This window comes from Mesotoga sp. Brook.08.105.5.1, assembly GCF_002752635.1.
Taxonomy (GTDB): domain Bacteria; phylum Thermotogota; class Thermotogae; order Petrotogales; family Kosmotogaceae; genus Mesotoga.
In genome coordinates, this window is sequence record NZ_AYTW01000006.1 from 50,603 (window position 1) to 72,374 (window position 21,772).

General features: G+C 45.9%; 22 protein-coding genes. 8 read left to right on the forward strand and 14 right to left on the reverse strand.

Annotated elements, in window-relative coordinates; genetic code table 11:
* The first annotated feature begins 40 nt into the window (after positions 1-40).
* Together V512_RS03350 and V512_RS03355 are read left to right on the forward strand one after the other, a co-directional pair.
* Entirely contained in the window at positions 41-1,828 is a 1,788-nt protein-coding gene (locus V512_RS03350; protein ID WP_099829052.1) for a right-handed parallel beta-helix repeat-containing protein, read from the forward strand.
* Between the two features lie 162 nt (positions 1,829-1,990).
* Complete coding sequence (locus tag V512_RS03355; RefSeq protein ID WP_099829053.1) at positions 1,991-3,148, forward strand: cytochrome C biogenesis protein CcdA; 1,158 nt, start codon at positions 1,991-1,993, stop codon at positions 3,146-3,148.
* Between the two features lie 62 nt (positions 3,149-3,210).
* On the opposite strand, the gene V512_RS14545 is transcribed toward V512_RS03355, so the two are convergent.
* The 11 genes from V512_RS14545 to V512_RS03405 form a co-directional block, all read right to left on the reverse strand.
* Positions 3,211-3,372, reverse strand: a complete 162-nt coding sequence (locus tag V512_RS14545) for a hypothetical protein (RefSeq protein WP_165775335.1) — start codon at positions 3,370-3,372, stop codon at positions 3,211-3,213.
* An 81-nt stretch (positions 3,373-3,453) separates the two neighbouring features.
* The gene (locus tag V512_RS03360; protein WP_099829054.1) at positions 3,454-3,990 is read right to left on the reverse strand and encodes a DUF4350 domain-containing protein; all 537 of its coding nucleotides are present in this window, start codon (positions 3,988-3,990) and stop codon (positions 3,454-3,456) included.
* Positions 3,991-4,283: 293 nt separating this feature from the next.
* Positions 4,284-5,093 carry a 30S ribosomal protein S2 gene (rpsB, locus tag V512_RS03365; protein ID WP_099829055.1) on the reverse strand — a complete coding sequence of 270 codons (810 nt, stop codon included), beginning with the start codon at positions 5,091-5,093 and terminating at the stop codon, positions 4,284-4,286.
* A 78-nt stretch (positions 5,094-5,171) separates the two neighbouring features.
* Positions 5,172-5,540 carry a ribosome silencing factor gene (rsfS, locus tag V512_RS03370; protein WP_243392232.1) on the reverse strand — a complete coding sequence of 123 codons (369 nt, stop codon included), beginning with the start codon at positions 5,538-5,540 and terminating at the stop codon, positions 5,172-5,174.
* 125 nt (positions 5,541-5,665) lie between these two features.
* On the reverse strand, positions 5,666-7,492 hold the full coding sequence (gene glmS / locus V512_RS03375) for a glutamine--fructose-6-phosphate transaminase (isomerizing) (RefSeq protein ID WP_099829057.1): 1,827 nt from the start codon (positions 7,490-7,492) through the stop codon (positions 5,666-5,668).
* Position 7,493: 1 nt separating this feature from the next.
* Positions 7,494-8,492 (reverse strand): phosphate acyltransferase PlsX, encoded by a 999-nt coding sequence (plsX, locus tag V512_RS03380; protein WP_099829058.1) that lies wholly within the window; start codon positions 8,490-8,492, stop codon positions 7,494-7,496.
* A 3-nt stretch (positions 8,493-8,495) separates the two neighbouring features.
* On the reverse strand, positions 8,496-8,678 hold the full coding sequence (gene rpmF / locus V512_RS03385) for a 50S ribosomal protein L32 (protein WP_099829059.1): 183 nt from the start codon (positions 8,676-8,678) through the stop codon (positions 8,496-8,498).
* Positions 8,679-8,695: 17 nt separating this feature from the next.
* On the reverse strand, positions 8,696-9,232 hold the full coding sequence (locus V512_RS03390; protein ID WP_099829060.1) for a DUF177 domain-containing protein: 537 nt from the start codon (positions 9,230-9,232) through the stop codon (positions 8,696-8,698).
* A 58-nt stretch (positions 9,233-9,290) separates the two neighbouring features.
* On the reverse strand, positions 9,291-9,980 hold the full coding sequence (locus V512_RS03395; RefSeq protein ID WP_099829061.1) for an ABC transporter ATP-binding protein: 690 nt from the start codon (positions 9,978-9,980) through the stop codon (positions 9,291-9,293).
* Complete coding sequence (locus V512_RS03400) at positions 9,964-10,725, reverse strand: ABC transporter permease (RefSeq protein WP_099829062.1); 762 nt, start codon at positions 10,723-10,725, stop codon at positions 9,964-9,966. Before V512_RS03400 ends, V512_RS03395 begins: the two co-directional genes overlap by 17 nt.
* Positions 10,709-11,629 carry an ABC transporter substrate-binding protein gene (locus tag V512_RS03405; RefSeq protein WP_099829063.1) on the reverse strand — a complete coding sequence of 307 codons (921 nt, stop codon included), beginning with the start codon at positions 11,627-11,629 and terminating at the stop codon, positions 10,709-10,711. The genes V512_RS03400 and V512_RS03405 overlap by 17 nt, the downstream gene beginning before the upstream one ends.
* A gap of 216 nt (positions 11,630-11,845) precedes the next feature.
* Between V512_RS03405 and V512_RS03410 the strand changes: the two genes are divergently transcribed.
* Genes V512_RS03410 through V512_RS03430 form a run of 5 tightly spaced genes read left to right on the forward strand, consistent with a single transcriptional unit; the run spans position 11,846 to position 17,656 of the window.
* Positions 11,846-12,118, forward strand: a complete 273-nt coding sequence (locus tag V512_RS03410) for an HU family DNA-binding protein (protein WP_099829064.1) — start codon at positions 11,846-11,848, stop codon at positions 12,116-12,118.
* A gap of 48 nt (positions 12,119-12,166) precedes the next feature.
* Entirely contained in the window at positions 12,167-13,063 is an 897-nt protein-coding gene (locus tag V512_RS03415; RefSeq protein ID WP_099829065.1) for a DUF881 domain-containing protein, read from the forward strand.
* Positions 13,064-13,068: 5 nt separating this feature from the next.
* Positions 13,069-14,886, forward strand: coding sequence for a peptidoglycan DD-metalloendopeptidase family protein (locus V512_RS03420; protein ID WP_243392233.1), 1,818 nt, complete (start codon positions 13,069-13,071; stop codon positions 14,884-14,886).
* Positions 14,883-15,980 (forward strand): hypothetical protein, encoded by a 1,098-nt coding sequence (locus tag V512_RS03425; RefSeq protein WP_099829067.1) that lies wholly within the window; start codon positions 14,883-14,885, stop codon positions 15,978-15,980. The genes V512_RS03420 and V512_RS03425 overlap by 4 nt, the downstream gene beginning before the upstream one ends.
* 14 nt (positions 15,981-15,994) lie before the next feature.
* Positions 15,995-17,656, forward strand: coding sequence for a hypothetical protein (locus V512_RS03430; RefSeq protein ID WP_099829068.1), 1,662 nt, complete (start codon positions 15,995-15,997; stop codon positions 17,654-17,656).
* An 11-nt stretch (positions 17,657-17,667) separates the two neighbouring features.
* Here the strand turns inward: V512_RS03430 and cysK are convergent, their stop codons facing one another.
* From cysK to V512_RS03445, 3 genes are read right to left on the reverse strand one after another with little or no spacing between them, the layout of a single operon-like run.
* On the reverse strand, positions 17,668-18,555 hold the full coding sequence (cysK, locus tag V512_RS03435; protein ID WP_099829069.1) for a cysteine synthase A: 888 nt from the start codon (positions 18,553-18,555) through the stop codon (positions 17,668-17,670).
* Entirely contained in the window at positions 18,552-19,115 is a 564-nt protein-coding gene (gene epsC / locus V512_RS03440; protein ID WP_243392234.1) for a serine O-acetyltransferase EpsC, read from the reverse strand. Before epsC ends, cysK begins: the two co-directional genes overlap by 4 nt.
* 59 nt (positions 19,116-19,174) lie before the next feature.
* On the reverse strand, positions 19,175-20,338 hold the full coding sequence (locus tag V512_RS03445) for an MFS transporter (protein WP_099829070.1): 1,164 nt from the start codon (positions 20,336-20,338) through the stop codon (positions 19,175-19,177).
* A 46-nt stretch (positions 20,339-20,384) separates the two neighbouring features.
* Between V512_RS03445 and V512_RS03450 the strand changes: the two genes are divergently transcribed.
* Positions 20,385-21,764 (forward strand): hypothetical protein, encoded by a 1,380-nt coding sequence (locus tag V512_RS03450; protein WP_243392235.1) that lies wholly within the window; start codon positions 20,385-20,387, stop codon positions 21,762-21,764.
* The last annotated feature ends 8 nt before the right edge of the window (positions 21,765-21,772 follow it).

The following is a 21,772-nucleotide window of genomic DNA, read 5'->3' on the forward strand; positions in this document are numbered from 1 at the left end:
GATGGTATAATACTTTAAATCCTCTCAGGGAGTGGTGTTTATGCGTACAGGCAAAACTTCAATCGGTATTTCTCTTATTTTGTTTGTGCTTATCTCGATTCTAATCTCATCGTGTGGTGCTTCAACAGCACCAGAAGTTGTCATCCCCGACCAGAGCGCAAAGCAACATGAAACGCTAAGGGTCGATCTTTCAGGCTTTGTTTCGGACAGCAAGAGCGATCTGCTCTTCTCTCTGGAGCAAGGACCGGGAAGGATCGTCGGGTCTGTCTATGAACTCACTCCCGGCTCCGACCTTTCCGGGCGGGTTCGGGTGTCCATTAGACTAAGAGACAAAAAGGGAAACGACGGCAACTCGTCCTTCTTTGTGAATGTTGCCCAGGTCAAAGCCTCCGTGGCTGAAGGGCATGAACTCGGATTCGCCGTCCCCGAACAGTATGCCGAAGTTGGTGATGTCGTCAGGATAGGGCTTAATGGGTTCAGAGTAACTGGTGAAGAGCTGCGATTTGAGATCGTCGAAGCGAACGCTTCACTCAACGCCAGAATAGAGGAGGGGATACTAACGCTAAATCCTGCAGACGGCGCGGTCGGTCAGGAGAAAGTCATAATAAGGGCTTCGGCTGGCGAAGAGTCTGTCGAATTCGAAGTGCCTTATCTTGTGAGGAAGAGAAACATGCCGCCGACTCTGAATGTTGGAGATCAGAGAGTTGTAGAAGGTGGCACGCTTAATGTCGATCTTACGCTGGGGGCGAGGGATGTCGATGGCAGTATAGTCTCTTACAGTCTGGTTAGCGGTCCCGGTAAGGTTAGCAGAGAAGGAATTTTCACTCTCGAGGTACCTGTCGGGTCGATTGGGACGCATACGGTGGCGGTCGAGGTTCTGGACGATCGTGGCGGAACGGGCCGCGCCTCTTTCAATATAGTCGTCATGCCCGGCGAATCGGCAGACAGGCGCACCCTTTCCGTAGGCGGAGACAACTCCCTTTACACCACAATACAGAGTGCCATAGATCAGGCGGGCGACGGCGATCTGATCCTGATTCAACCGGGTTCTTACAAGGAAAACCTTCTGGTGAATAAGGCCGTCGAGATAAGAGGGGTGTCCATAGATGAAGTCATCCTTGAAGCAGCTAATATAACAACACCGGCAATACTCGTGAGAACGGGAACAGGCTTTTTGATCTCAAATATTACCGTAAAGACTGCTTCTAGCGGTATACAGGTTTCGCGAGTCTCGGGAGAGATAAGGAATTGTGATATTGTGGGTGGCAGATACGGGATCGCTTTCAGCGGTTCTGACAGCTCTGATTTGCTTGTAAGTGGATGCAGGATCTCTTCTTATGATGCACTCACTACGGGCGATGTCCCGCCGACTAGAAACGTCGGTATTTACGCGTACGGTTCCGGTGTCGTAAGAATTGAAGAGAGTATTTTCGACAGGAACGGAACTGCGGTGCACGTGAGCAACGACATTGTTTTCAGAGTCGCTTTAAGCGAATTTATGAGTAATAGAATAGCCATAACAGTTGGGAGCAACTCGTCCGGTAGTTTTGTGGGAAACTCCGTGACCCGCAGTATAGAGAACGGAGTCCTTCTCAATACGACCGGCCATGTTGAGCTTATCAATAATGAGATTTTCGCCAACGTAAGGCACGGGCTCGACCTCTATCTAAGAGAGTGCACTGATTGCGGTTGCGGTGGAACTGTCTTCCGCGGCACAATAAGCGGTTCGGGAAACATCCTTGATCAGGTGGCTTCAATCTGCCCTGCAAGCTTCGCGTGGCCCGAAGACTTTTACACTCTCGACGAGTCTCTCGGAAAACCTCAATAAGAGAGCGGGTGAGGCTAACCCGCGTTGTTAATGTAAGGATAAGCAGGGTAAAAAGAAGTCCTTCCGGTAGCTACTCCGGGGAGTTCGGCAGCCTGTCTCCCGGGTGGTATAATCTTGGAAATCCACAACCGACAAACTTTGTATGATTAACGGGGTGCATGTATGAAACGGAGTCTACTTCTTATTTTCTTTAGTCTTATTTGTCTTTCGGCAGCCGCTTCGGTGATTATCGACTTTTTCGGAGTTGCGACATGTCAGGAATGTCTCGAGGCCGAGATGATGATAGACAGTCTGAGTTACGAAGTTGAAGAGGCTGTGGTCGTCAACAAATTCATGCTCAATGAGTCCAAGAATCAAGAGCTAAAGCTTAAGTATGCCAGAGTTTACGGTGTAGATGAAAGCGAGCTGGACTTGTATCCAATGATTTTTGTCGGCAAGGACGCTTTTACTCCCTCAAATATGAGACCGGACTTACTTCTTGAGAGCATGATGAACTACTCTCAAGAGGAAAGAGACATAAAGCTCTCAGAGATAGAAACTTTTGGCGAAGATGTGAGTCAGAGGATTACAGATCGTTATGAGCAGTTCAGTGTCTTCGTCGTTCTCGGTGCTGGACTGATAGACGGTATAAACCCTTGCGCTTTTGTTGTGCTGATATTTCTTGTCTCATACCTGTACTACGTTGGCAGGGGAAGAAATGAGATTCTAGTTGCAGGGGTTTTCTTCGCTATTGGCATCTTTGTAGCGTACTTGGCAATGGGAACAGGGCTGCTAGGTGCAGTAGGCTACATTGAAAGCATCTCTAGGTTATTTCAGCTAATCTTTTATCCTGCGATGGCAGTTTTCACCGGCGTTCTTGCCATACTGTCGGTAGTAGACTTCTACAGAATGAGATACAAGAACAAGAAGGCTATCCTGGAGCTTTCACCGGGTTTGAAGAAGAAGACACATGAGATAATTCGAAAGAACGCCAGGGCGAAGACCATATGGATTGCTTCACTTGTTACCGGGATTCTAGTTTCTTTTGTCGAGTTCATGTGTACCGGGCAGGTCTACCTACCGACGATCGTTTATATAATCAACAGTGCCGGAGTTTCGGGAAGGGCTCTTGGTTTCCTCGTGACATACAATCTTGGGTTCACTGCCCCGATTATTGCGATAACACTCGTCGCTTACTTTAGCTCCTCGACCAAGAAAATACAGGAGTTCATGACATCGACTCAGGCAGCTGCAAAGATCAAGCTGCTTATGGGGGCGCTGTTTGCCGTGTTTTTTGTGATAATTCTGAACATAACATTGAGAACCTTCAATCTGATTTGATTGCAGAAGTCTGTTCTAGAAATGCCCAGATGTCTCTAACAACTCCTTCATCTATGAGAGTTTCACCAATCGATAATATTCCGAAGAAGCTTCAGGTTGTCCATGATATCTATGTAATCGTCGATTCCTGGAAAATCATCCTCAGTGTCATTTGCGAAAACATTTGTATCTCCAATAGCGATTACCCTTCCTGAGGCGGAGTTTGCAGCAGCGATTATCGTCAACGACGCGACACTATCTTCACCCTCAGGGTGAGCAGTGGTTTCGGCATAGGAAAGGGTCTCTGCGCTGCTTCCAACTCTGAGCTAGCAAGCTCCAAAGAGAGCAATCTCATCAAGACCCGAAGTGATTCTGTGAGACTCAAAAAGAGAAGTTGTAACCCAATACTCAACGAAGCCGTAATTGTTGCTTTCATCGACGATCTTATTGTTGCTGAACTGAATATCTATTCCGAGTGCACTGAGAAGAGTATTCAGTATTGTATTGTCGTAATACTCAAACCATTCTCCAAGGACTATGATCTTTCCTCCCCTACTAAGAAGAGCAGAGAGATCCGCGATTTCTCCAGCCGAGAAGGCATCGCCTGGTGTTGCTACTAGTACTACTCCGTAGTTCTCAGGTGAGAATCCTTTTACTGATGCCAGGTCCACTGTATAACCTTTCCCCCTGAATTCTTGTATGAGTGTTTCGTATCTTTTTGATGGTTCAAACTCCTCAGTATAGTTTGAGTGGATATCATCTATTAGCAGAGACTTCGGAACTTTCGGGCCTGACCCGGGGAAACATGAAGACAATACTAGCAATGCCATAGTGATGGAAAGAACGATGATCAACCTTTTCATCAGACACCTCCCGATTCACCAATAAGCTTCCATTAAACCGGTAGATTCTACGAGCATCCGTATCAGGCTATTCCACTATAATATAGCCTATCAGAAAGCGAACCTAATACTCGCTAGCGTTGCAGACTCGTTCTGGGGGTTTCGCGGCCGGAATCTTCTTCGCTCTGCAATCATGGGAGTATGAGCAGCAAATACAGGGGTTTTCAGATAATAGCTTCATTGTGCTAGTTCCTGTCAATCAGAAATGGGAGCCAAAAGGCTCCCCGACTTACTAAAGGCGCAAATTGCTTCTATTATTCTTCGTCCTCTGAATCATCTGAGTCATCGACTAATTCTTCGGAGGGTTTTTCTTCATCTGAAGAGATTTCGACAGTTTTTTCGGCAGTCGATTCTTTCTTAGTTTCGAGAGCAGCGGCGTTTAGACCCTCTCTGCCCTCAAGAATAGCATCGGCCATGGTATGAACGATCAACTGAATTGCCCTTATGGCGTCGTCGTTTCCGGGGATAATGAAGTCTATTACATCTGGATCACAGTTGGTGTCTGCGATACCGATAACCTTAATGCCAAGTTTGTTGGCTTCTGCAACGGCAATTTCTTCCTGTTTGGGATCAACTATGAAGATCACGTCTGGAAGCTTCTGCATTTCCTTAACACCGCTGAGATTCTTTCTAAGCTTATCGAGCCTCTTGTTGATCATACTCTGCTCTTTCTTGGGTAGGGCGGCGAGCTTCCCCGACTCCTCCATTTCTTCGAAGTTCTTGAGAGCCTCGATTCTCTTCTTGATCGTGGTGAAATTCGTCAAAAGGCCACCGAGCCAGCGGCTGTTGACGTAAAAGGAGTCACATCTCTTCGCTTCTTCCTGTACGATTTGCTGAGCCTGCCTCTTTGTGCCAACAAAAAGGAACGTAGCACCTTCCTGAGCAGAATTTCTCACATACTCATAGGCCTCTTCAATGAGCTTAAGTGTCTTCTGAAGGTCTACGATGTAGATGCCTTTTCTCTCACCATAAATATACGGCTTCATCTTGGGGTTCCATCTTCTCGTTCTGTGACCGAAGTGAACTCCGGCTTCGAGAAGCTGTTTCATAGATACTACCGACACAAATACACCTCCGTTTTGGTTTTCCTCCGGCTTTGCGCCGATCGACCCCTACAGAAGGGGCACCGGGATCGACTGCGATTACTGCCGTGTGTTGTCCTCGTCAGCGACGAGATCTCTATATGTGTATCTCTTTGCATTCAACCAAAGGTCTTCGAGAGAATAGAACTCTCTTCCCTTCTTACTGAATATGTGGACGATGAAGTAACCACCGTCGATTACCATCCAGTCATATCCCTTTCCTTTGTCGTAGTAGATGATCTCGACGGTTTCCTTTTCGATGTACTCGAGTATCGCCTCTCGAAGAGCACCCATATGGGGGTCAGAATTGGCAGTTGCTACGACAAAGTAATCAGATAGATTTGACACCTTGGAGACGTCCAGTATTACGATGTCTTCCCCATGCTTTTCATCCAAAATGTCTGCGATTTCCTTAACTACGTTATCCAAATTGATTCTCCTGTTCATATTATGGTCATCTGTTGACAGTTCAACGTACTCCGCAAAAACCCTTCAGAAAACGATCCATGCAAAATCACTTCCAAAACCGCGCCAAAATCGATCTTGATACTTATCTATTCAACAGTGACGCTCTTAGCCAGGTTTCTCGGTTTGTCTGGATCTAGCCCTCTCTTAACCGCGATGTAGTATGCGAAGAGCTGCAGATAAGGTGACATCACCAGCGGATATAGGGGATCGAGAACACGAGGAACCTCGATACGGCTATTAACGGTCTTTGAGACTTCTTTGTCGTTCTCTGAACAGATAGCCAGAACCTTTGCATCTCGAGCTCTGGTCTCCATTATGTTGGAAATCATCTTCGACTTCAATTCATCCTCAGGAACTATAGCAAAGACCGGAAAGTCCTTATCCAGTAAAGCTATAGGGCCATGCTTAAGCTCTCCGGCTTGATAACCGCTTGCGTGAATATAACTGATCTCTTTGAGCTTCAAGGCGCCTTCCAGGGCAGTTGCATAGCTATACCCTCTGCCCATGTACATGAAATGTTTGAAATCGGAGTATTCCGCTGCCAGTCTTTTACACTGTTCGTTAGCGGCTGGGAGTGTATTCTCAAAAACCGTGGGCATCCCTTCCAGCTCATTAACAATCTTTGCGATATCTGAACTGCTTTGACCTATGATGCTGGAGATGCCGGCTCCCAGAAGAACCAGGACTGCAACCTGTGCGACGTAAGTTTTGGTGGCTGCCACACCTATCTCCGGACCGGCATTTATATAAATCACTGCGTCGCTCTCTCTCGAAATTGTGGACCCAACAACATTTGTAAGAGATATGATTCTGGTTCCAAGTCTCTTCGCCTTACGAATCCCCTCAAGAGTATCTGCCGTCTCACCTGATTGGGAAATAGCTATGACAAGGTCACTGAATCCTTCCGGCAATCTTCTGTAACGAAATTCTGAAGCCACTTCAACTTCTATCCGAATTCCAGAATAGTCCTGTATGAATCTCTGGAAGACTAATCCTGCGTGGTAACTTGTTCCGCAAGCCAGTACAGTTATCGATCTAGCCTTCGCGATCTCTTCTTTCAGATGATCAATCTCTTTGAAACTGGGAGCTCCATCCTTGATTCTGGACATGAGAGCATTTCTAAGAGTCTGTGGCTCTTCGAATATCTCTTTGAGCATGAAATGATCATAGCCGCCCTTTTCAGCCGAGTCCTCGCCCCAGGTTATCCTTGTTGATGATTTTCTAACAGATGTGCCGTCCAATCTGGATATACTTACACTGCCTGGACGAATTACGGCAAGTTCTCCATCATCGATGAAGTAGACGTCTCTAATATGCTTCAATAGAGGCGTAACGTCTGAGGCAAGATAGCCGCTTTCGCCAGTAGATCCTACGACAAGGGGACTCCCTTTGCGAGCTGCTACGATCACGTCGGGATGGTCCTGATGAACAACGCCAATCGCATACGCACCTTCAAGATCCACCAAAGTATGCCTTACGGCTGAAACAATGTCACCGGAATAATGGTCTTCAATGAGATGGGCTATTACCTCTGTGTCGGTCATCGATTTGAAAATGTGGCCCTTCTTTTCTAGATCTATTCGCAGAACGTCGAAATTCTCGATAATACCATTGTGCACAACCGCTATCTTTCCCGTGCAATCGGTATGAGGATGTGCATTGAAATCGGAAGGCCCTCCATGAGTTGCCCATCTGGTGTGGGCAATTCCCTGAACAACGTTCGAATCCAGCTCTTCTCCAAGAACCTTTTCGAGAGCGGAAATCCTTCCAACGGCCTTCGTTACTCTTAGACCTTCTCGACCGTTCACGGCAACTCCTGCGGAGTCGTAGCCTCTATATTCGAGCTTCTTCAGGGCATCTACAAGTTTTCTTATTGTGAGGTCTTCTCCAACCATTCCAACAATGCCGCACATACTACTTTTCTCCAATCTTCATTTCGAGGCTCTTAACTAGATCGCCCTTGACTCCCTGGTAAGCAACTCGAATTGCGTTCTTTATGGCGAGGGCATTAGAATTGCCGTGGGCCTTCACAACGGCCCCTTTAACACCAAGGATGAAAGCACCTCCGTACTCACTCGGGTCCATAGCTCTTTTCAGCCGTCCCAGCGCACGTTTGAGAAAGAGAGCACCGATCAGTCCGAAAAGACCGCTCCTCTTGATTTCTTTCTTAAGCGTTGCTGAAATCAGCTTTCCCGCTCCTTCCATCGACTTCATAGCTATGTTGCCGTCGAATCCGCTGCAGACAACTACATCTACATCTCCGTAGTTGATATCACTGCCTTCAACATTCCCAACAAAATCATCGCCAAGTTCAGCTTTCAGATAGTCAAATGCCTGCTTAGTGAGTTCAGTACCTTTCTCTTGCTCTTCACCAACATTAAGCAGCCCAACCTTCGGGTTGGTTCTTCCGAGAAGCTTCGCGTATTCATAGCCCATTGTGCCGAAGTCGCGCAGGTGCTCTGACCTGACTTCGGAGTTTGCCCCGGCATCGACCAGTATGGTGAATCCATTCTTGGAGGGAGCTAGAACGGCGATAGCGCCTCGATCAACGCCTTTTATTCTTCCCACAACAAAAAGTGCGGCGGCAAGAACCCCACCCGTATTCCCTGCAGAAACAAGAGCATCGACCTTTCCGTCTTTCACCTGCTGTGCGGCTTTGTAAAGAGAGGTCTCCTTTTTTCTTAACAAAAGAGAGGGCTTCTCCGACATCGGAAAAACCTCTCCAGCATCAACTATTCGAATTCTTGAGCTTTCAGGCGTCTCTTTCAGCAAAGGCTTGAGACTTTCTTCTTTTCCTACCAGAACTATCTCAAGATCGTGAAACTCTTCGATAGCAAGAAAAGCACCGTCTATGTTAACTTCGGGAGCATTATCTCCACCAAAAGCATCGAGGGCAATTCTTACGCCTTGCATCTGTTACTCACCAATCTCAAGAATCTGTCTTCCTCCATAATAGCCACAGTGCAGGCACACTCTGTGTGGCTGTTTTGGTTCGCCACAGTTTGGACATGTAGAAACAGCCACTTTGATCGCACTATATGTCTTTGCGCGCTTCAAGCGGGTTCTGCTCCTGCTTCGCTTTTGCTTTGGAACGGCCACTCTAATCCCTCCTATATCTAACTCTTCAATTTCTCTCTCAGGTCGGAAATAGCCTTATGCCATTCATCCTGAATCTCTTCCCTCTTCTGGCACGAATGGTTTTGCTCATCGTTAAGGTTTGCTCCACAATACGGACACAGACCTGCACAGTCTCTTTTGCACAGAACCTTCTGAGGAACCTCAACAATTATAGCCTCAATAACGCGTTCTGACAAGTCCAGCAGATCTCCCTCAAGCCTCAGAACATTATCCAGGTCGGCGCTTGTGCGGTCTTCTTCAAAAACAACACTGTCTTGAAGGACGTAGGTGGCTTCAATTGTTCCTTCAATCGGGATTGAGACTTCTTTCAAACACCTTGCGCAGTTCTCTTCGAGGATTGTTTTCACCGAACCTGTTACAATGATCGAATCCTTATCTTTATACAATTCAATGTGGGTCTCTGCAGCGCTTGTCAGTTTTATCTCTTCTGTGAAATCAGGGTCCAGAACGACATCTATCGTCTTCTTGAATTCGAAGCTGTTCAGATCAACGATTAACTCATGGATTTTCGCCATTTCAATCACCTCTGTGCCAGCAAATACTACATCATAGCTATTTCAATTTACTCACGTTTCATTGAACAAATGAAGAAGATTCCTTCATTCTAGATAACAGGCTCCGAGCTATTCGATCGATTTCGTCCATTGTTCTCTCTTCCGGACTGCCGAGATCTATAGAATCAGTCTTCGAAAGTTTGTCCTGTATGATTATTATGTCTGTCGAGAGCCTCGCTGCTTCCGCAGGATCATGTGTAACCATTATCACACTGATTCCCCGCCTCATCCAGATTTTCTGGATGTCTTCCATCAGCCTGTCCTTAATTACAACATCTAGAGAACTGAACGGCTCGTCCAAAAGAATGATATCAGGGTTGAAGGCTAACGCCCTCGCTATATTGACTCTCCTGCGCATCCCGCCGCTTAGCTGAGAAGGATACTTGCTCTTATGCTTCTTCAGTCCAACAAATGAGAGAAACTCAACCGGGTCGCACCCAGGTGAGACAATGGATATATTCTGGGCAGCCGTCAACCACGGGATTAACCTATCGTCCTGGAATACAAATCCCAAGCGTTTGCTGTCAAGTTCAACAGTTCCGCTATCGGGCTTCAGGATACCGCCGATGATTCTCAGTAGTGTGGTTTTACCGCAGCCGGAGCTGCCGAGGATCGTTAGGAAGAAATCACCGTCTATAGAGTAGCTGAAACCATCTATTATCTTCTCCCCGTCAAACTGCTTATGCAGGTCTCTAATTCTTAAGTGCATAGCGGGCACTCCTTCCTATTAGCAGATCTAGAAGCTTCTCGGTAAGTATGCCGAGAATCACAAGGATCAGAGTGTAAGCGAAGACTCTGGTAGTGTTTATTGAGTACTTCGCATCGGACATTGCTCTTCCTATACCGGATGCCCCAACCATGAACTCAGCTACTGCGACTGATTTCCACATGATTCCAACCCCCACTCTCATTGACGACACTATGAAGGGAAAGGCAGAGGAAAGATAGATCTTCCTGAGAACAACCTTCCTGGAGAGCCTGTAAACTTTTGCCATCTCTACCAACTTCTTGTCTACGTTTCTGACTCCCTCTGCAATATTGATTGTGAAGATAGGAAATAACGTAAGCAATACAATATATACTGGAGAAGAGAACCCTACCCCCCACCAGAAGATCGCCAGAGCAAGCCAGGATACGATAGGAATAGACTGGAGAATCACTACCAACGGTCTGAGCAATTTATACAATACATCGATCAGACCCATAAGAAACCCGGTCACCATGGCCATCCCCAGCGCGAGAAAAAGCCCAATAAAAGCCTTTGAGCATGTTTCGGCAATATTCGACCAGCCTCTAGCGCTTGAGAGTATTTTCGTGAATTCCGCTATTGTTTCGCCTGGACCAGGCAATAGAAGGTTGCTTGAAACCAGCAGAGATGCGACAAACCACACCAGTAGAAGAAAACCTACCGAGAGAATTGGCGCAAGCTGTTTTCTTCTAGAAGAAGAGAGCATCTAGATCAATATCACCCGTCAGTTCCTGATCGAGTTCCCGCAGCTTTTCAATATATATCGTTGTTTCTTCCCTGGCTTTCTCGGAGTCTGCAAATAGAAAGCCTGCTGTATCCATTGCCTTTTGCAGTACAGGAATGGGGAAGCCACCCATTTTTTCTGACACTATCTCTGCAGTCTTCTCCCTATTAGCGAGCGACAGGCTCATGGACTGCTGGTAAAGGAGAAGAAATGATTCGACAACACTTCTATCGAGAGAACCGCTTACGAATATCCCCGATGTAGGAATGTTGATTCTCCTATCGTTGAAGCTTTCCCATAGATCTTCAATCGGCATGGACCTTATTACACTCTGAACACGAGCCTCGGCAAGAGAAGCAAACGGTTCAGGTACAAGTATGAGCTTGGCTTTTCCGCTCGCAAGAAGCTGCACAGCCTCGGCGCCGCCTACGTAGACTATCGACACGTCTCTTCCGACTTCATATCCACGGGACTCAAGGGCGCCGCGAAGAATGGTGTCTGCTGTCTGACCGGGTGCCTGCAAGGTGTAGATCACCGTTCCTACCAGGTCTTTTATATCATCTATCGACTTCTCTGTAGATAAGAAATAGAAGCCATTCCACATGCTCACTGCCGCGAGCTTAATATCTACTCCAGAAGCTGCCAGCTTAACTCCAACGGTTACGGGAAGAAGGCTTATCTGTGCCCTCCCTGTAACCAGCATTGAAATCGCTTCGTCGACGCTTCTCCACAAATTGATTTCGAGACCCGGGATTTCATTAGAGATATCCGAGGAGAGTAATTCAGCAATCGGAATTAGAGTAGGACCAACTGGATTCATGTAATTGATGCCAAAAGACACGAGGGCTAGAGACAGCACAAAAACTGTAATAACGAGTTTCCTCATATAGAACCACCTCCACTAACAATTATACACTCAATTCACCAGCCTGACGACGGCTTAACAGCTTTGAAGGCCAAATCGCGAGCCTGAAGCAGAATCAGCACTCTCAGGGCCGATTTCTTCCCGATGAAGGCTAGAATCGCCCTCTATAAGGAGTTTGGTAATTTGGGCTCTGAGTGGTAGAATAATAGCGACATCTCATGCGAAGGGGGGAACAGTATGAACAAAAAAGAACTCATCGCTGAAATCGCTGAGAAAACGGGTGTTACTAAGAAAGATGCTGGAAAGACCCTTGACACAGTGATCGAGATCATCGAGAAGACACTGTCTAAAGGTGATGTTGTGAGACTCGTTGGTTTTGGCACATTTATGGTAGCTACAAGGAAGGACAGAAAGGGTGTCAATCCGAGAACCAAGAAGCCCATTACGATACCGGGCGGAAAAGTTCCTAAATTCGTACCTGGAAAGGAACTGAAGGAAAAGGTAAAATAGTGTCGTAGACTCTGCGGCGGCCGGAGTTGCCGCCGCTTTTGTTTTGGAGTGAAAGACTTGAAAGGAATCTGGGTTCTCTTTGTTATCTTCATTATTATTGTGGCTTTGGGTGCTTTCTTGAACATCTACTTTCTCAGGCAGTTTGGCGACGAAATGGTTTCGAGTCTCAGCACAAAGGAAATAGAGAACAAACTTCAAACTATGTCTGAAAGAGTTTCCCAGCTCAACATGAATCTCGACTCCCTCTCTTCGTTTGAAGTGAGACAGGATCTTTCGAAGATAATCACTGATTTTCAGGGGATAATTACGAGCCTGAACTCTGTCTCGGCTGCAGTTAGCAGTTCTTCAGTTCTGGACTCATTGACAAATCTCTCAAATGATATGCAAAACATTCGGAATCAGCTCGCTTCACTGGACAGAAGAGAGACTGTAGACTACTCGACCCAGATAGAGGGAATAAGAGGAAAGATTGTCTCTCTTGAGTGGCAGGTGGAAGAGCTCAAGACGCTTGTAGAATCCAGTATGGTTGATGTCAAAAACGCCGTTTCGGGAACAGTTGTCTCTAACAGTCCTCGGAGTGTATTTTACGAGGAAGAGGTTGGAAAAGGCGTTCGAATAAGAATTGAATCTGGCTTCAAAGGAAGTAGCATTATCCATGACAGCGATATCCTTATGATTTTGAACGAAATATACGCTTTGAGAGCTACGAAGATTTCGTTAAATGGGAAGAGAGTATTACCATATACATACGTACGCTGCGTTGGGGCAACTGTTATAATAGATGGTGAGCCAACTCAAATTACGCCAATAGTTATTGAGGTGTTGGGCGATTACGATTATCTTGTATCCGGTCTGGGTCTCTTGAAGGAGTTTTTCAAGGGCAGGGAGATTGACATGACTTTTCTGCCTCTTGAGTTTATTACCATTCCCGCGGGAGGGGGTTGATTCAGTTGAAAAAGGTTACCCTTCTTACTCTTCTTATACCTGTTTTCGTGCTCTTCACGGGGTGTAACTCTCCGTTCATTACTAGAGATGATTTTCTTGCAAAGATGGATGCTATTGAAGAGAAGATTGACTCTATTGCTCTTAGTCAAAGGAAGATAGTTGAGCTTGAAGATGCTGTACAGGAGCTTGCCTTTCGCATAAACTTTGTTCAAGCAATAGAGCCCACCTATACAGGCTATGATGAGCTTGAAGCGCTGAGAGCAGAACTTCAGATAATAAAGAATATGCTTGCTGAATCGGTTATAGACTCCGCCTCGTCTGCAGCAATCGTTAAGACGCTCTATGACAAGATCGACGGAGTATTGACCAGCTCGGTAGAAACCAACATAATGACGCGGGAGATCGACGATCTTAACAGAAAAGTCCAGGCCCTAGAATCTCTGAACTCTTCAAGATACACAGAGCTCGTCCAGAGAATCTCCGAAGTGGGTAGCTACGACAGCTCAATTGATGAGGCGAAATTCGAAGAGCTCCTCAGAAGAATAGAAGAGATAAAGAACACTGAAGTTGTTGTTGTTCAACAGGAGCCTGAGCGAGATGACGGGAAATACGAAGAACTCGTGCGAAAGATCGAGCAGCTTGCAGCAAGAGCGGATACTTCAGCCATCGATAGCGCAAGATATGATTCGATTGCAAGGAGGCTTGCAGAACTTGAAGAGACTGTTGGATCGGCCGTTATAGATGCAGAGGTTTTCAACGAACTGGTATTGAGGATTGAGGAAATGGACTCCAGGACACGCGAGCTTGCGGTCAATCTAGAGGCTATTGAGCAACAGGAACAGCCTGAACAGAGGGATTATGTGACAATGACCACCTTTCTTGGAGAGATTTCCGATATTCGCAGCAGACTTGGCGCGGCAGCTTACGAGACCATAGAACCAATGTCTTACGTGTCATACATAGTCAAATCGGGCGACAGTCTGTGGAACATTGCACAGGCTTACGGTGTCACAGTAGATCAGCTGAAGGAAATGAATCCTCAGGTCAAGAACTGGGACCTAATATTCCGAGGGGATGAGATAAAGATACCTCTCTCACTGGATAATCTTATGGCCAAGGCATCAATCGCTACTCATTTCGGCTTGAGTCTTGGGGTTGACTTTCTCGTTGATTCAATTGAATCGAACTTCGGAAGCTATGATTACGGCTATGCCAACCCGGGAATGGATCTGACCGTCCCGCCGAATTCCAGGATAACCGCCTTTCTTCCCGGTAAAGTTATTCTCTCGGAGCGAGTAAACGATCTTTACGGTGAGATGGTTGTTGTCGATCATGGGAACAACCTTAAGACTGTCTATGCACGCCTGGGAAGCCGAACGGTTATCAAGGGTGATTTTGTAAGGGTTGGAGACACCATTGGATTGGCATCAGATGCAAAGGGAAATCTCCACTTTGAATTCTGGAAGGCAGATGTCCCTGTGAATCCAGCCGATATAATCTTCGATAATGTGGGGACTTTTGAGGTTACAATGTACACTGAGTGGGATGATGCAAAGAATCCTACATCGCCTTCTTTCAAAATGACTGCAAGTGGGGATTTCGTGAAGGGATATCGAACGGTTGCCGCCGATCCCAGCGTAATTCCTCTTGGCTCGATTGTCTATATTCCGTTTTTCTCGTCCTCTCCGAACAAGGGATTCTTTGTTGTTGAGGACACCGGTAGTTCTATAAGGGGTAACAAGATCGATGTTTACACCCATGATTTCAATATCGCGTCGAGTTTCAAAGAAGATCTTCTGGTATATGTGGTGAAGCGCCCTTGAAAAGATCAATAATGCTTTTTCTTCTTTTCATATTGATTCTTAAAGGTAATGTGTTCGGAACGATCACTTTCGGGCAAAGATATCCACTTGGAGTTATGCCCTCGAGAATTGTTGAGGTCGAAAACAGCAGCGGAACGTACTACGTTACTCTTGTGAAAGGCGACTCTGAACTAGTTGTTTTCGACGCCAGTTTCAGGCCCATTACGATTTTCGATACTATGAGAAATGACGGAATTAATGATCTCATCTATAGAGATGGAAAGCTGTACTGCTTTGGATTCTACAGCGGTAGGCTGGTTGTCGTGGATGCTTCTTTACATCCGAGTAGATGGAAGAAGATCGATGAGATTCCAACATCAAGCAGACTGATTACGGGATCGTTCATAGATGGAAAAATCGGAATACTCACAAATGATTATGAGTTCCTGGTACTGGATATTGCTAAGAGAGAGATAATCAAGAGGCACAAACTTCCGGTGATTGGACTCTCTGTGACAGAGGATTCAGAGCATTTCTTCATCTCGCTTTTTCACAATTACAATATGTTAACCCGGTCTCATGAAACCGAAAAGGGGCTGCTGGTATTCGATGAATGGGGAAATCTGGTAAAGGAAGTGAATATCGGCAAGAGACCTTCATACATACATCTCGAAGGCGACAGGCTCTTTCTTATCTCCTACGTTGAGGAGAGTCTAAAGATCCTTTCCAAAACTGATTTCAGCGAAATACACACAGTCTACCTTGGCCGGTATCCGAATTTCCCGATAGTCCATAATGGAAAGATATGGGTTGCTCTGACCGGCGAAGACCAGATAATGACTGTGGAACTTTCAAGTTACCGGACGGAGTATTATGATCTATTAGGTTGTGGCCCGATAAAAGTCTTTCACAGCGGGGAAAGAATTTACGTTCTTGAGACCATTACCGGAACACTTGAGATTTTGGATAGCAAAGGAAATACGATAGAATATGTAGAGTTAGATGGCTATCCGGTAGATATTGTTTTCAACGGGAAGGAAATCGCTGTTTTGCTTCAGGAAGACTGGCAGACAGGAAAGAACACAGGAGCTCTGCTGGTTCTCAAAGCACAATAAGTCGGAGGTTTGAAATGGGTCTTAAAAACATTCTGAGAATCACTCTTTGTTTGTTAATCGTTCTGATGGTTTCTTCTTCATGTCTGGTTCCCAGAGCTAGATTACTGAAGCAGATAGATCCTCAGGTTGTCACTGAGGGAGAAACTCTTGAATTATTGCTGGCCAGTTACATTTTGTCAGGGAACGCCGAAGATCTGAATTTCCAGGTTTTGGAAGGAGTTGGCGAGATCAAGGGAAGTTATTACCTTTACGCTCCCGGTTATGATGAAGCTGGAGAGTACTGGGTAAAACTACAAGCAAGTAACGGTAGTGATTCAGATTTCAGAAGGTTCAAGGTGACGGTTATAGATAACAATAGAGCTCCTTCTATAGAAATCAGCGATCTTCGGATTTCAGTCGGCGAGGAAATGGCCATAGACTTGAGTGAATTATCGACAGACCCCGACGGTGACTCTCTTACTTATGAGCTAGTAGGCCAGTTTGGGCAGATAATAGGAACAGAACTGTTTTTTGATGCAAGAGAAATGCAAGTTGGAGTGTACCAGGTAGAAGTTCGGGTGTCGGACGGCAAAGGGGGACAGGGGAGCTGCACTTTTCTGGTCACAGTGTTTGACTCGAATCAGCCTCCCGAAATAGTCATTCCTGATTTCATAATCAAAGAGAACGAGACCCTTTCTCTGGACCTTCTTGATTATGCATTTGATCCCGATGGGGATGAGATTACCTTCGTCTTAATCACCGGTGTGGGAATTATTGAAGGCATTCAATACGTCTTCGCTGCCGATTACGAGAGTTCAGGAACTTATGATGTTGAGATCGCTGTAAGCGATTCAGAAGGAGCGTCTTCTTCAGGAAGCTTCGAGATAACCGTAATTGATGTCAATAGACCACCTAGCACACCATTCGATCCTGTCCCCAAAATGGCCGAAACAAGTGTCCCGACAAACACTTCACTTAGCTGGTCATGCGAAGACCTTGATGGGGATTCTTTGTTGTACGATGTCTATCTCGGTAAGACTGCGAACACTGTCCTTGTTGCTTCAGGAGTTTCCGGAGAGACTTATACACCGGTTCACCTTGAGGAGGGAGCCCACTACTACTGGAAGATAGTTGCTTCAGACGGCGAAGACGATACAGAGGGCCCTATATGGGAATTCACCACCGTAATCCCGCCTGTGATTCTGGGAATTGTCTCCGACAAGGAATTGATAGTTTCGCCCAAGGTTTCTATTGATGGTCAAGACCTGAACATTCCATTGGATTATGTTGCTGAAAGGGATCAGACTCTAGTAGTTGAAATAGATGAACTTCAAGAGTTTGATTATAGAAAGCCTATCGGAGATGATATTAGGGTCAGCTTTATCGAGTGGGACGACGGGGAGACTTCACCACATAGAGAAATCCTCATGGATCATTCTTTGAAATTAACTGCAAGATTTTCAGTGACCTATTACTTGAATATTGCGACATCTGCCCGATATGAACAAGAAATACCTGGTGAAGGGTGGCATGATGAAGGGGCCACAGTTGTTGTTACCGCTCCGAAAATCGAGGGGTACACTTTCAGAGACTGGGATCTTAACGAGACTTATGGGATAGTGTGTGGGGAAGTAATCGTTGTCAAAATGGATTGTCCGGTGAATCTAGTAGCAAACTATACGCACGATTGCCCATAGGATCGATACTTCTAGGTCAGACTTAGGTATCTTTCATAAGTGTCCGGAGCAACGGTTGCGATTCTTCGAAAGCCCTTGTCGGCGAGTTTGAGAGCGCCGGCAACGTTGGCTCCGGACGATATTCCGACCATCAACCCCTCTTTTCTGTGAAGCCATTTCATCATAGAGAGAGCTTCTTCGTCCTCAACTGTTATTACTTCGTCCAGCACTGATAGGTCGAGGACCTTCGGTCTGAAACCGGGGCCGATCCCTTGAATTTTGTGAGAGCCAGATCTACCCTGCGAAATGAAGGGCGAACCTGCAGGTTCAATGCCGGCAATATGAATACGTTGAGCTTCCTTCTTGAGAAAGCGTCCAATCCCGGTCACTGTTCCTCCCGTTCCCATGCCGCAAATGAAAGCGTCAAGCTCTCGGTTGACCTGCCGAAAAATCTCAGGACCGGTAGTAGAGAAGTGAAAAAAGGGATTAGCTTCATTACTGAACTGATCAAGCATAAACGAATCAGGGTTTCTCGCGATAAAGGCTCTAGCTTCATCATATGAACCGGATATTCCTTTATCAGCGAGAGTTCTTATCACTTTTGCACCAAAGGCTTCCATAAGCTTAACTCTTTCAATACTTGCCGATTCGGGCATAAAGATAACCGACCCGTAACCTCTAGAAGCGGAAAGCATTGCGATGGCTATTCCCGTGTTGCCACTAGTTGGCTCCACTATGGTCATCCCGTTTTTGAGAGCGCCACTTCTCTCGGCTTCAAGAATCATTCCAAGCACCGTTCTATCCTTTATGCTTCCTCCGGGATTATTTTTCTCAATTTTAAGCATTATCGATGAAGCATCTCCGAGAGATCGAAGCCTAATGATCGGGGTGTTACCTATTAAAGAATCAACAGTTTTCATTGTCGTGATCCCAGTCTTTCAGATATCCTATGGACTCTCCCCGGTATCCCGGTAACAAGAGAGTCTTGAGGGACGTGTTCAAGCACCACGCTGTTCGCTCCGACTTTAGAATTGTCTCCCACATATATCGGGCCAAGAATCTTCGCCCCCGCCCCAAGTACAACATTTCGGCCAATATCCGGGTGACGCTTTCCCTTCATCACGTTCTTTGAGCCTAAAGTAACTCCTTGATATATCAGCGTTCCAGTTCCCACTGAAGCTGTCGAGCCTATAACAACGCCCACACCATGATCAATTACAACGCCGCCTTCTATTCGAGCTGAAGGGTGAATGTCCATTGAATAAAGTATCCTTGAAACGTAATGTAAGCCTCTGGCGAGGAAACCAAGCTTGTTTTTCCTGAAAAGGGTAGAAATCCTGTATAGCAAGAGGCCGTGAAAACCCGCAGAGAAGAGAATTATGTGCCATTTACCTGAAGCTGTCGGGTCCTTCTCAAGATAGGCGTCTATGTCCATAGAGATATCTATCATTGTTTGCTTTATGCGGTTCTTCCCTTTCACTGTATCACCCTCAATCGAAATTATGTATTTTAAGTATACCGTATTTATCGGCATTAGAGTTAACGCTTTGTGAAGGCAGTTCGTTTGTGAAACGCTGCAAATATCAACGAGAAGAAGATGGCAATCGCCATACCGGTTATTCCTGTAGCGTTGTACACTCTTACAATCCCAAATGTACGAATGAGCACCCCGCCAAGTACGGAGCCAAGAAGATAGCTCAGTCCGGTAGTCGACATCCAGTAGATTGTGAGCGCCCTGGTGACTTTGCTGGCTTCAAATCTAGTGTGAATGTAATTCATGACAGAGTAATAGACTACGATGTAGTTTATGCCGTGAAGCATTTGAAGAAGAAGAAAGATGGGAAAAGAAGTCGCCATAGATGTCAAAAACCATCGAAGACCAGTTGCAAAGATTCCTATCACAAGAAGGCGCGTGTTACCCAGTCTCTCAACCAAATTTTCTGCGAAGAAAAGGAAGGGAACTTCCGAAAAAGCCATCAACGAAAATGCGAACCCTGCTGAGGAAACACTGAAGCCCCTTTCACTAGTCAAAACAGGCAGAAAAGTTGATCCGAAGGCTCCAATAGTAATGGATGCGACACCGGCAAGTACAAGCAGGTAAAACTGAAGTGGCAAAGAAGAACGATCGGTCTCTTCATCTGTCCTTTTTAGCTTCCGGCCAGTCGGATAGGCTCTACTAACCAAGGCTACTGTAGAAAATGACACTGTGGCCATTATGAAGAAAAAGACAAATCCGTACTTCAATACTATTCCCGAGATAAGGGCGGTAAAGGAATAGCCAACCGTTCCGAACAATCTCACGCGATCAAAGCGTTTGCCTTTGTTTCTCAAAGAAGGAACGACCACAGACTCAGCGATAGGTATTATGCTCACAACAAAGAATGAGAAGAAACACATTGCGATCAATGAAGTTTCAAAGGTTGGTGAGAAGAAAACTGCCCAGACAGAGACTGCCGAGACAATAGAGACCATTCCCATGACAGTTGGTCCGCCTGTCCTGCTTGATTGCCTGAACCAAAAAGGATTTGCAATAATTGAGAGGGTAGGAGTGACGGCCATCAGAATCCCGATCTCTATTGCAGAAAAGCCTTTGCTGTAAAAAAGCTGACTAAAGAGAGCGGTGATGCTGAGATTTGAATATATGAATATTTCTGTAAAGATCTCACGGATGCTGGAAGAGGCTCTAAAAAGAGAAACACGCACTGAATATCAAACCTCCTGGTGTAGAATTCTAGTGGGGGTGAATCTCTTGTCGAAAAAACGTGCGCTGCTTTTGATGCTTATCATACCACTATTGGCTCTTGGGAGCACTGGACTTCATGTGATTCTGTCACCATCACTGTCGTTTAACAGCTTTCCTGCAGTCAGCAACAGCTACAAGCCAAGCCTGGAAGACCTTAATCGCTATTTGAGTGTTCCTGCAATCTTCTCGGGCGGCATGCAGATTTCCCTGGGGAAGTCAAGGCTGTATTTGAATATGGATCTGAGACAGGAGTTTTCCGATTACTTGATGGGCAACTGGTTCTCGAATCTCCCGCTGTCGACGACAAATTTCCTTCCTTCGGTAGACATGAATTTTCCCAGGCTCGGTTACTTCGAGAGAAGAGATGAGAATTCGCTGATCTCTTTGGGCAGGCGAAAACTGAGTCTTGGTGGTTCTACTTACAGTTTTGTTCTCTCAAATACTCCGCCGTATTTTGATCACCTGTGGATTGAGTTGAATGGAAAAGCCAAATCAGGAGAGTATCTTTATAATTTCTTTGTTATATCTTCCGACAGAACAGTTAGCGGGGGACCCAAGACACTTCTTGGTCACCGGTTCGGATATATGAACGACAATCTCAAGGTCACTTTTGGCGAAGAAAATCTCGTTTACGGTGTCTATCCTGATCTGCAGGATATTGGGCCTTTTCTAATCTATCATCATACCTATCAGGATCATTCAAACGTAACTGCAACCATAGCGGCAGAGGTTAAGATTGACCGCGCTATTGCCTACGGTGAGTTTACACTTGATGATTTCAGACTTTCGACGGAGAGTCCTAATTCAAATCCCACGGCCTTTGGTTGGCTTGCAGGTTTTTCATGGAAAATATCTGATGGCTTGCCCTATTCCGGACTGAGATTCACTGAAGCGGAGAACGAAGTCAGAGATCAAACACTTCTGAATAGCGGCGGACTTAGAGTGCGGATGGAACACTACCACGCAACCACCTATCTCTACAATAGGGGTATAAGCATCGGCAAGTTCACTTATCAATACCGGTTCAATGTCTTGCATCTTGATTCTTGGCCAGTTATCACTGGTTTTTTTGGATTTCCTTTTGGACCTGACTCAACGTTGAGCCTTGTCGGCATCGAGTACGAGAGTCAGAATATATCTCTTAGCGTCAAGGCGGAGCTTCTCAGAACTGGCTCAGCCAATATCGATTCTCCTTATGAGCCACCTTTTGACCAGAACTGGTACGGTCCAAAGAACCCGATCAACAGATCTCTGATTCTGTCTTTGACTTGTTTCTTCGCATACTGCCCAGATACAGCGCTTTTTGCTGGCGGTAAAGTAATTTTCGCCGATCACATTGATTTCTGGATTAACGTGGGTTTCATCAAAGGTTTTTCACTATTTTAGGGAGGTAA

Bases quoted from the DNA above. Each gene is read 5' to 3' on its own strand.
- V512_RS03350 (WP_099829052.1), top strand. From the start codon at position 41: ATGCGTACAGGCAAAACTTCAATCGGTATTTCTCTTATTTTGTTTGTG.
- V512_RS03355 (WP_099829053.1), top strand. From the start codon at position 1,991: ATGAAACGGAGTCTACTTCTTATTTTCTTTAGTCTTATTTGTCTTTCG.
- V512_RS03360 (WP_099829054.1), bottom strand. From the start codon at position 3,990: ATGAAAAGGTTGATCATCGTTCTTTCCATCACTATGGCATTGCTAGTA.
- glmS (WP_099829057.1), bottom strand. From the start codon at position 7,492: ATGTGCGGCATTGTTGGAATGGTTGGAGAAGACCTCACAATAAGAAAA.
- plsX (WP_099829058.1), bottom strand. From the start codon at position 8,492: ATGCAAGGCGTAAGAATTGCCCTCGATGCTTTTGGTGGAGATAATGCT.
- V512_RS03390 (WP_099829060.1), bottom strand. From the start codon at position 9,232: ATGGCGAAAATCCATGAGTTAATCGTTGATCTGAACAGCTTCGAATTC.
- V512_RS03395 (WP_099829061.1), bottom strand. From the start codon at position 9,980: ATGCACTTAAGAATTAGAGACCTGCATAAGCAGTTTGACGGGGAGAAG.
- V512_RS03400 (WP_099829062.1), bottom strand. From the start codon at position 10,725: ATGCTCTCTTCTTCTAGAAGAAAACAGCTTGCGCCAATTCTCTCGGTA.
- V512_RS03405 (WP_099829063.1), bottom strand. From the start codon at position 11,629: ATGAGGAAACTCGTTATTACAGTTTTTGTGCTGTCTCTAGCCCTCGTG.
- V512_RS03410 (WP_099829064.1), top strand. From the start codon at position 11,846: ATGAACAAAAAAGAACTCATCGCTGAAATCGCTGAGAAAACGGGTGTT.
- V512_RS03430 (WP_099829068.1), top strand. From the start codon at position 15,995: ATGGGTCTTAAAAACATTCTGAGAATCACTCTTTGTTTGTTAATCGTT.
- cysK (WP_099829069.1), bottom strand. From the start codon at position 18,555: ATGAAAACTGTTGATTCTTTAATAGGTAACACCCCGATCATTAGGCTT.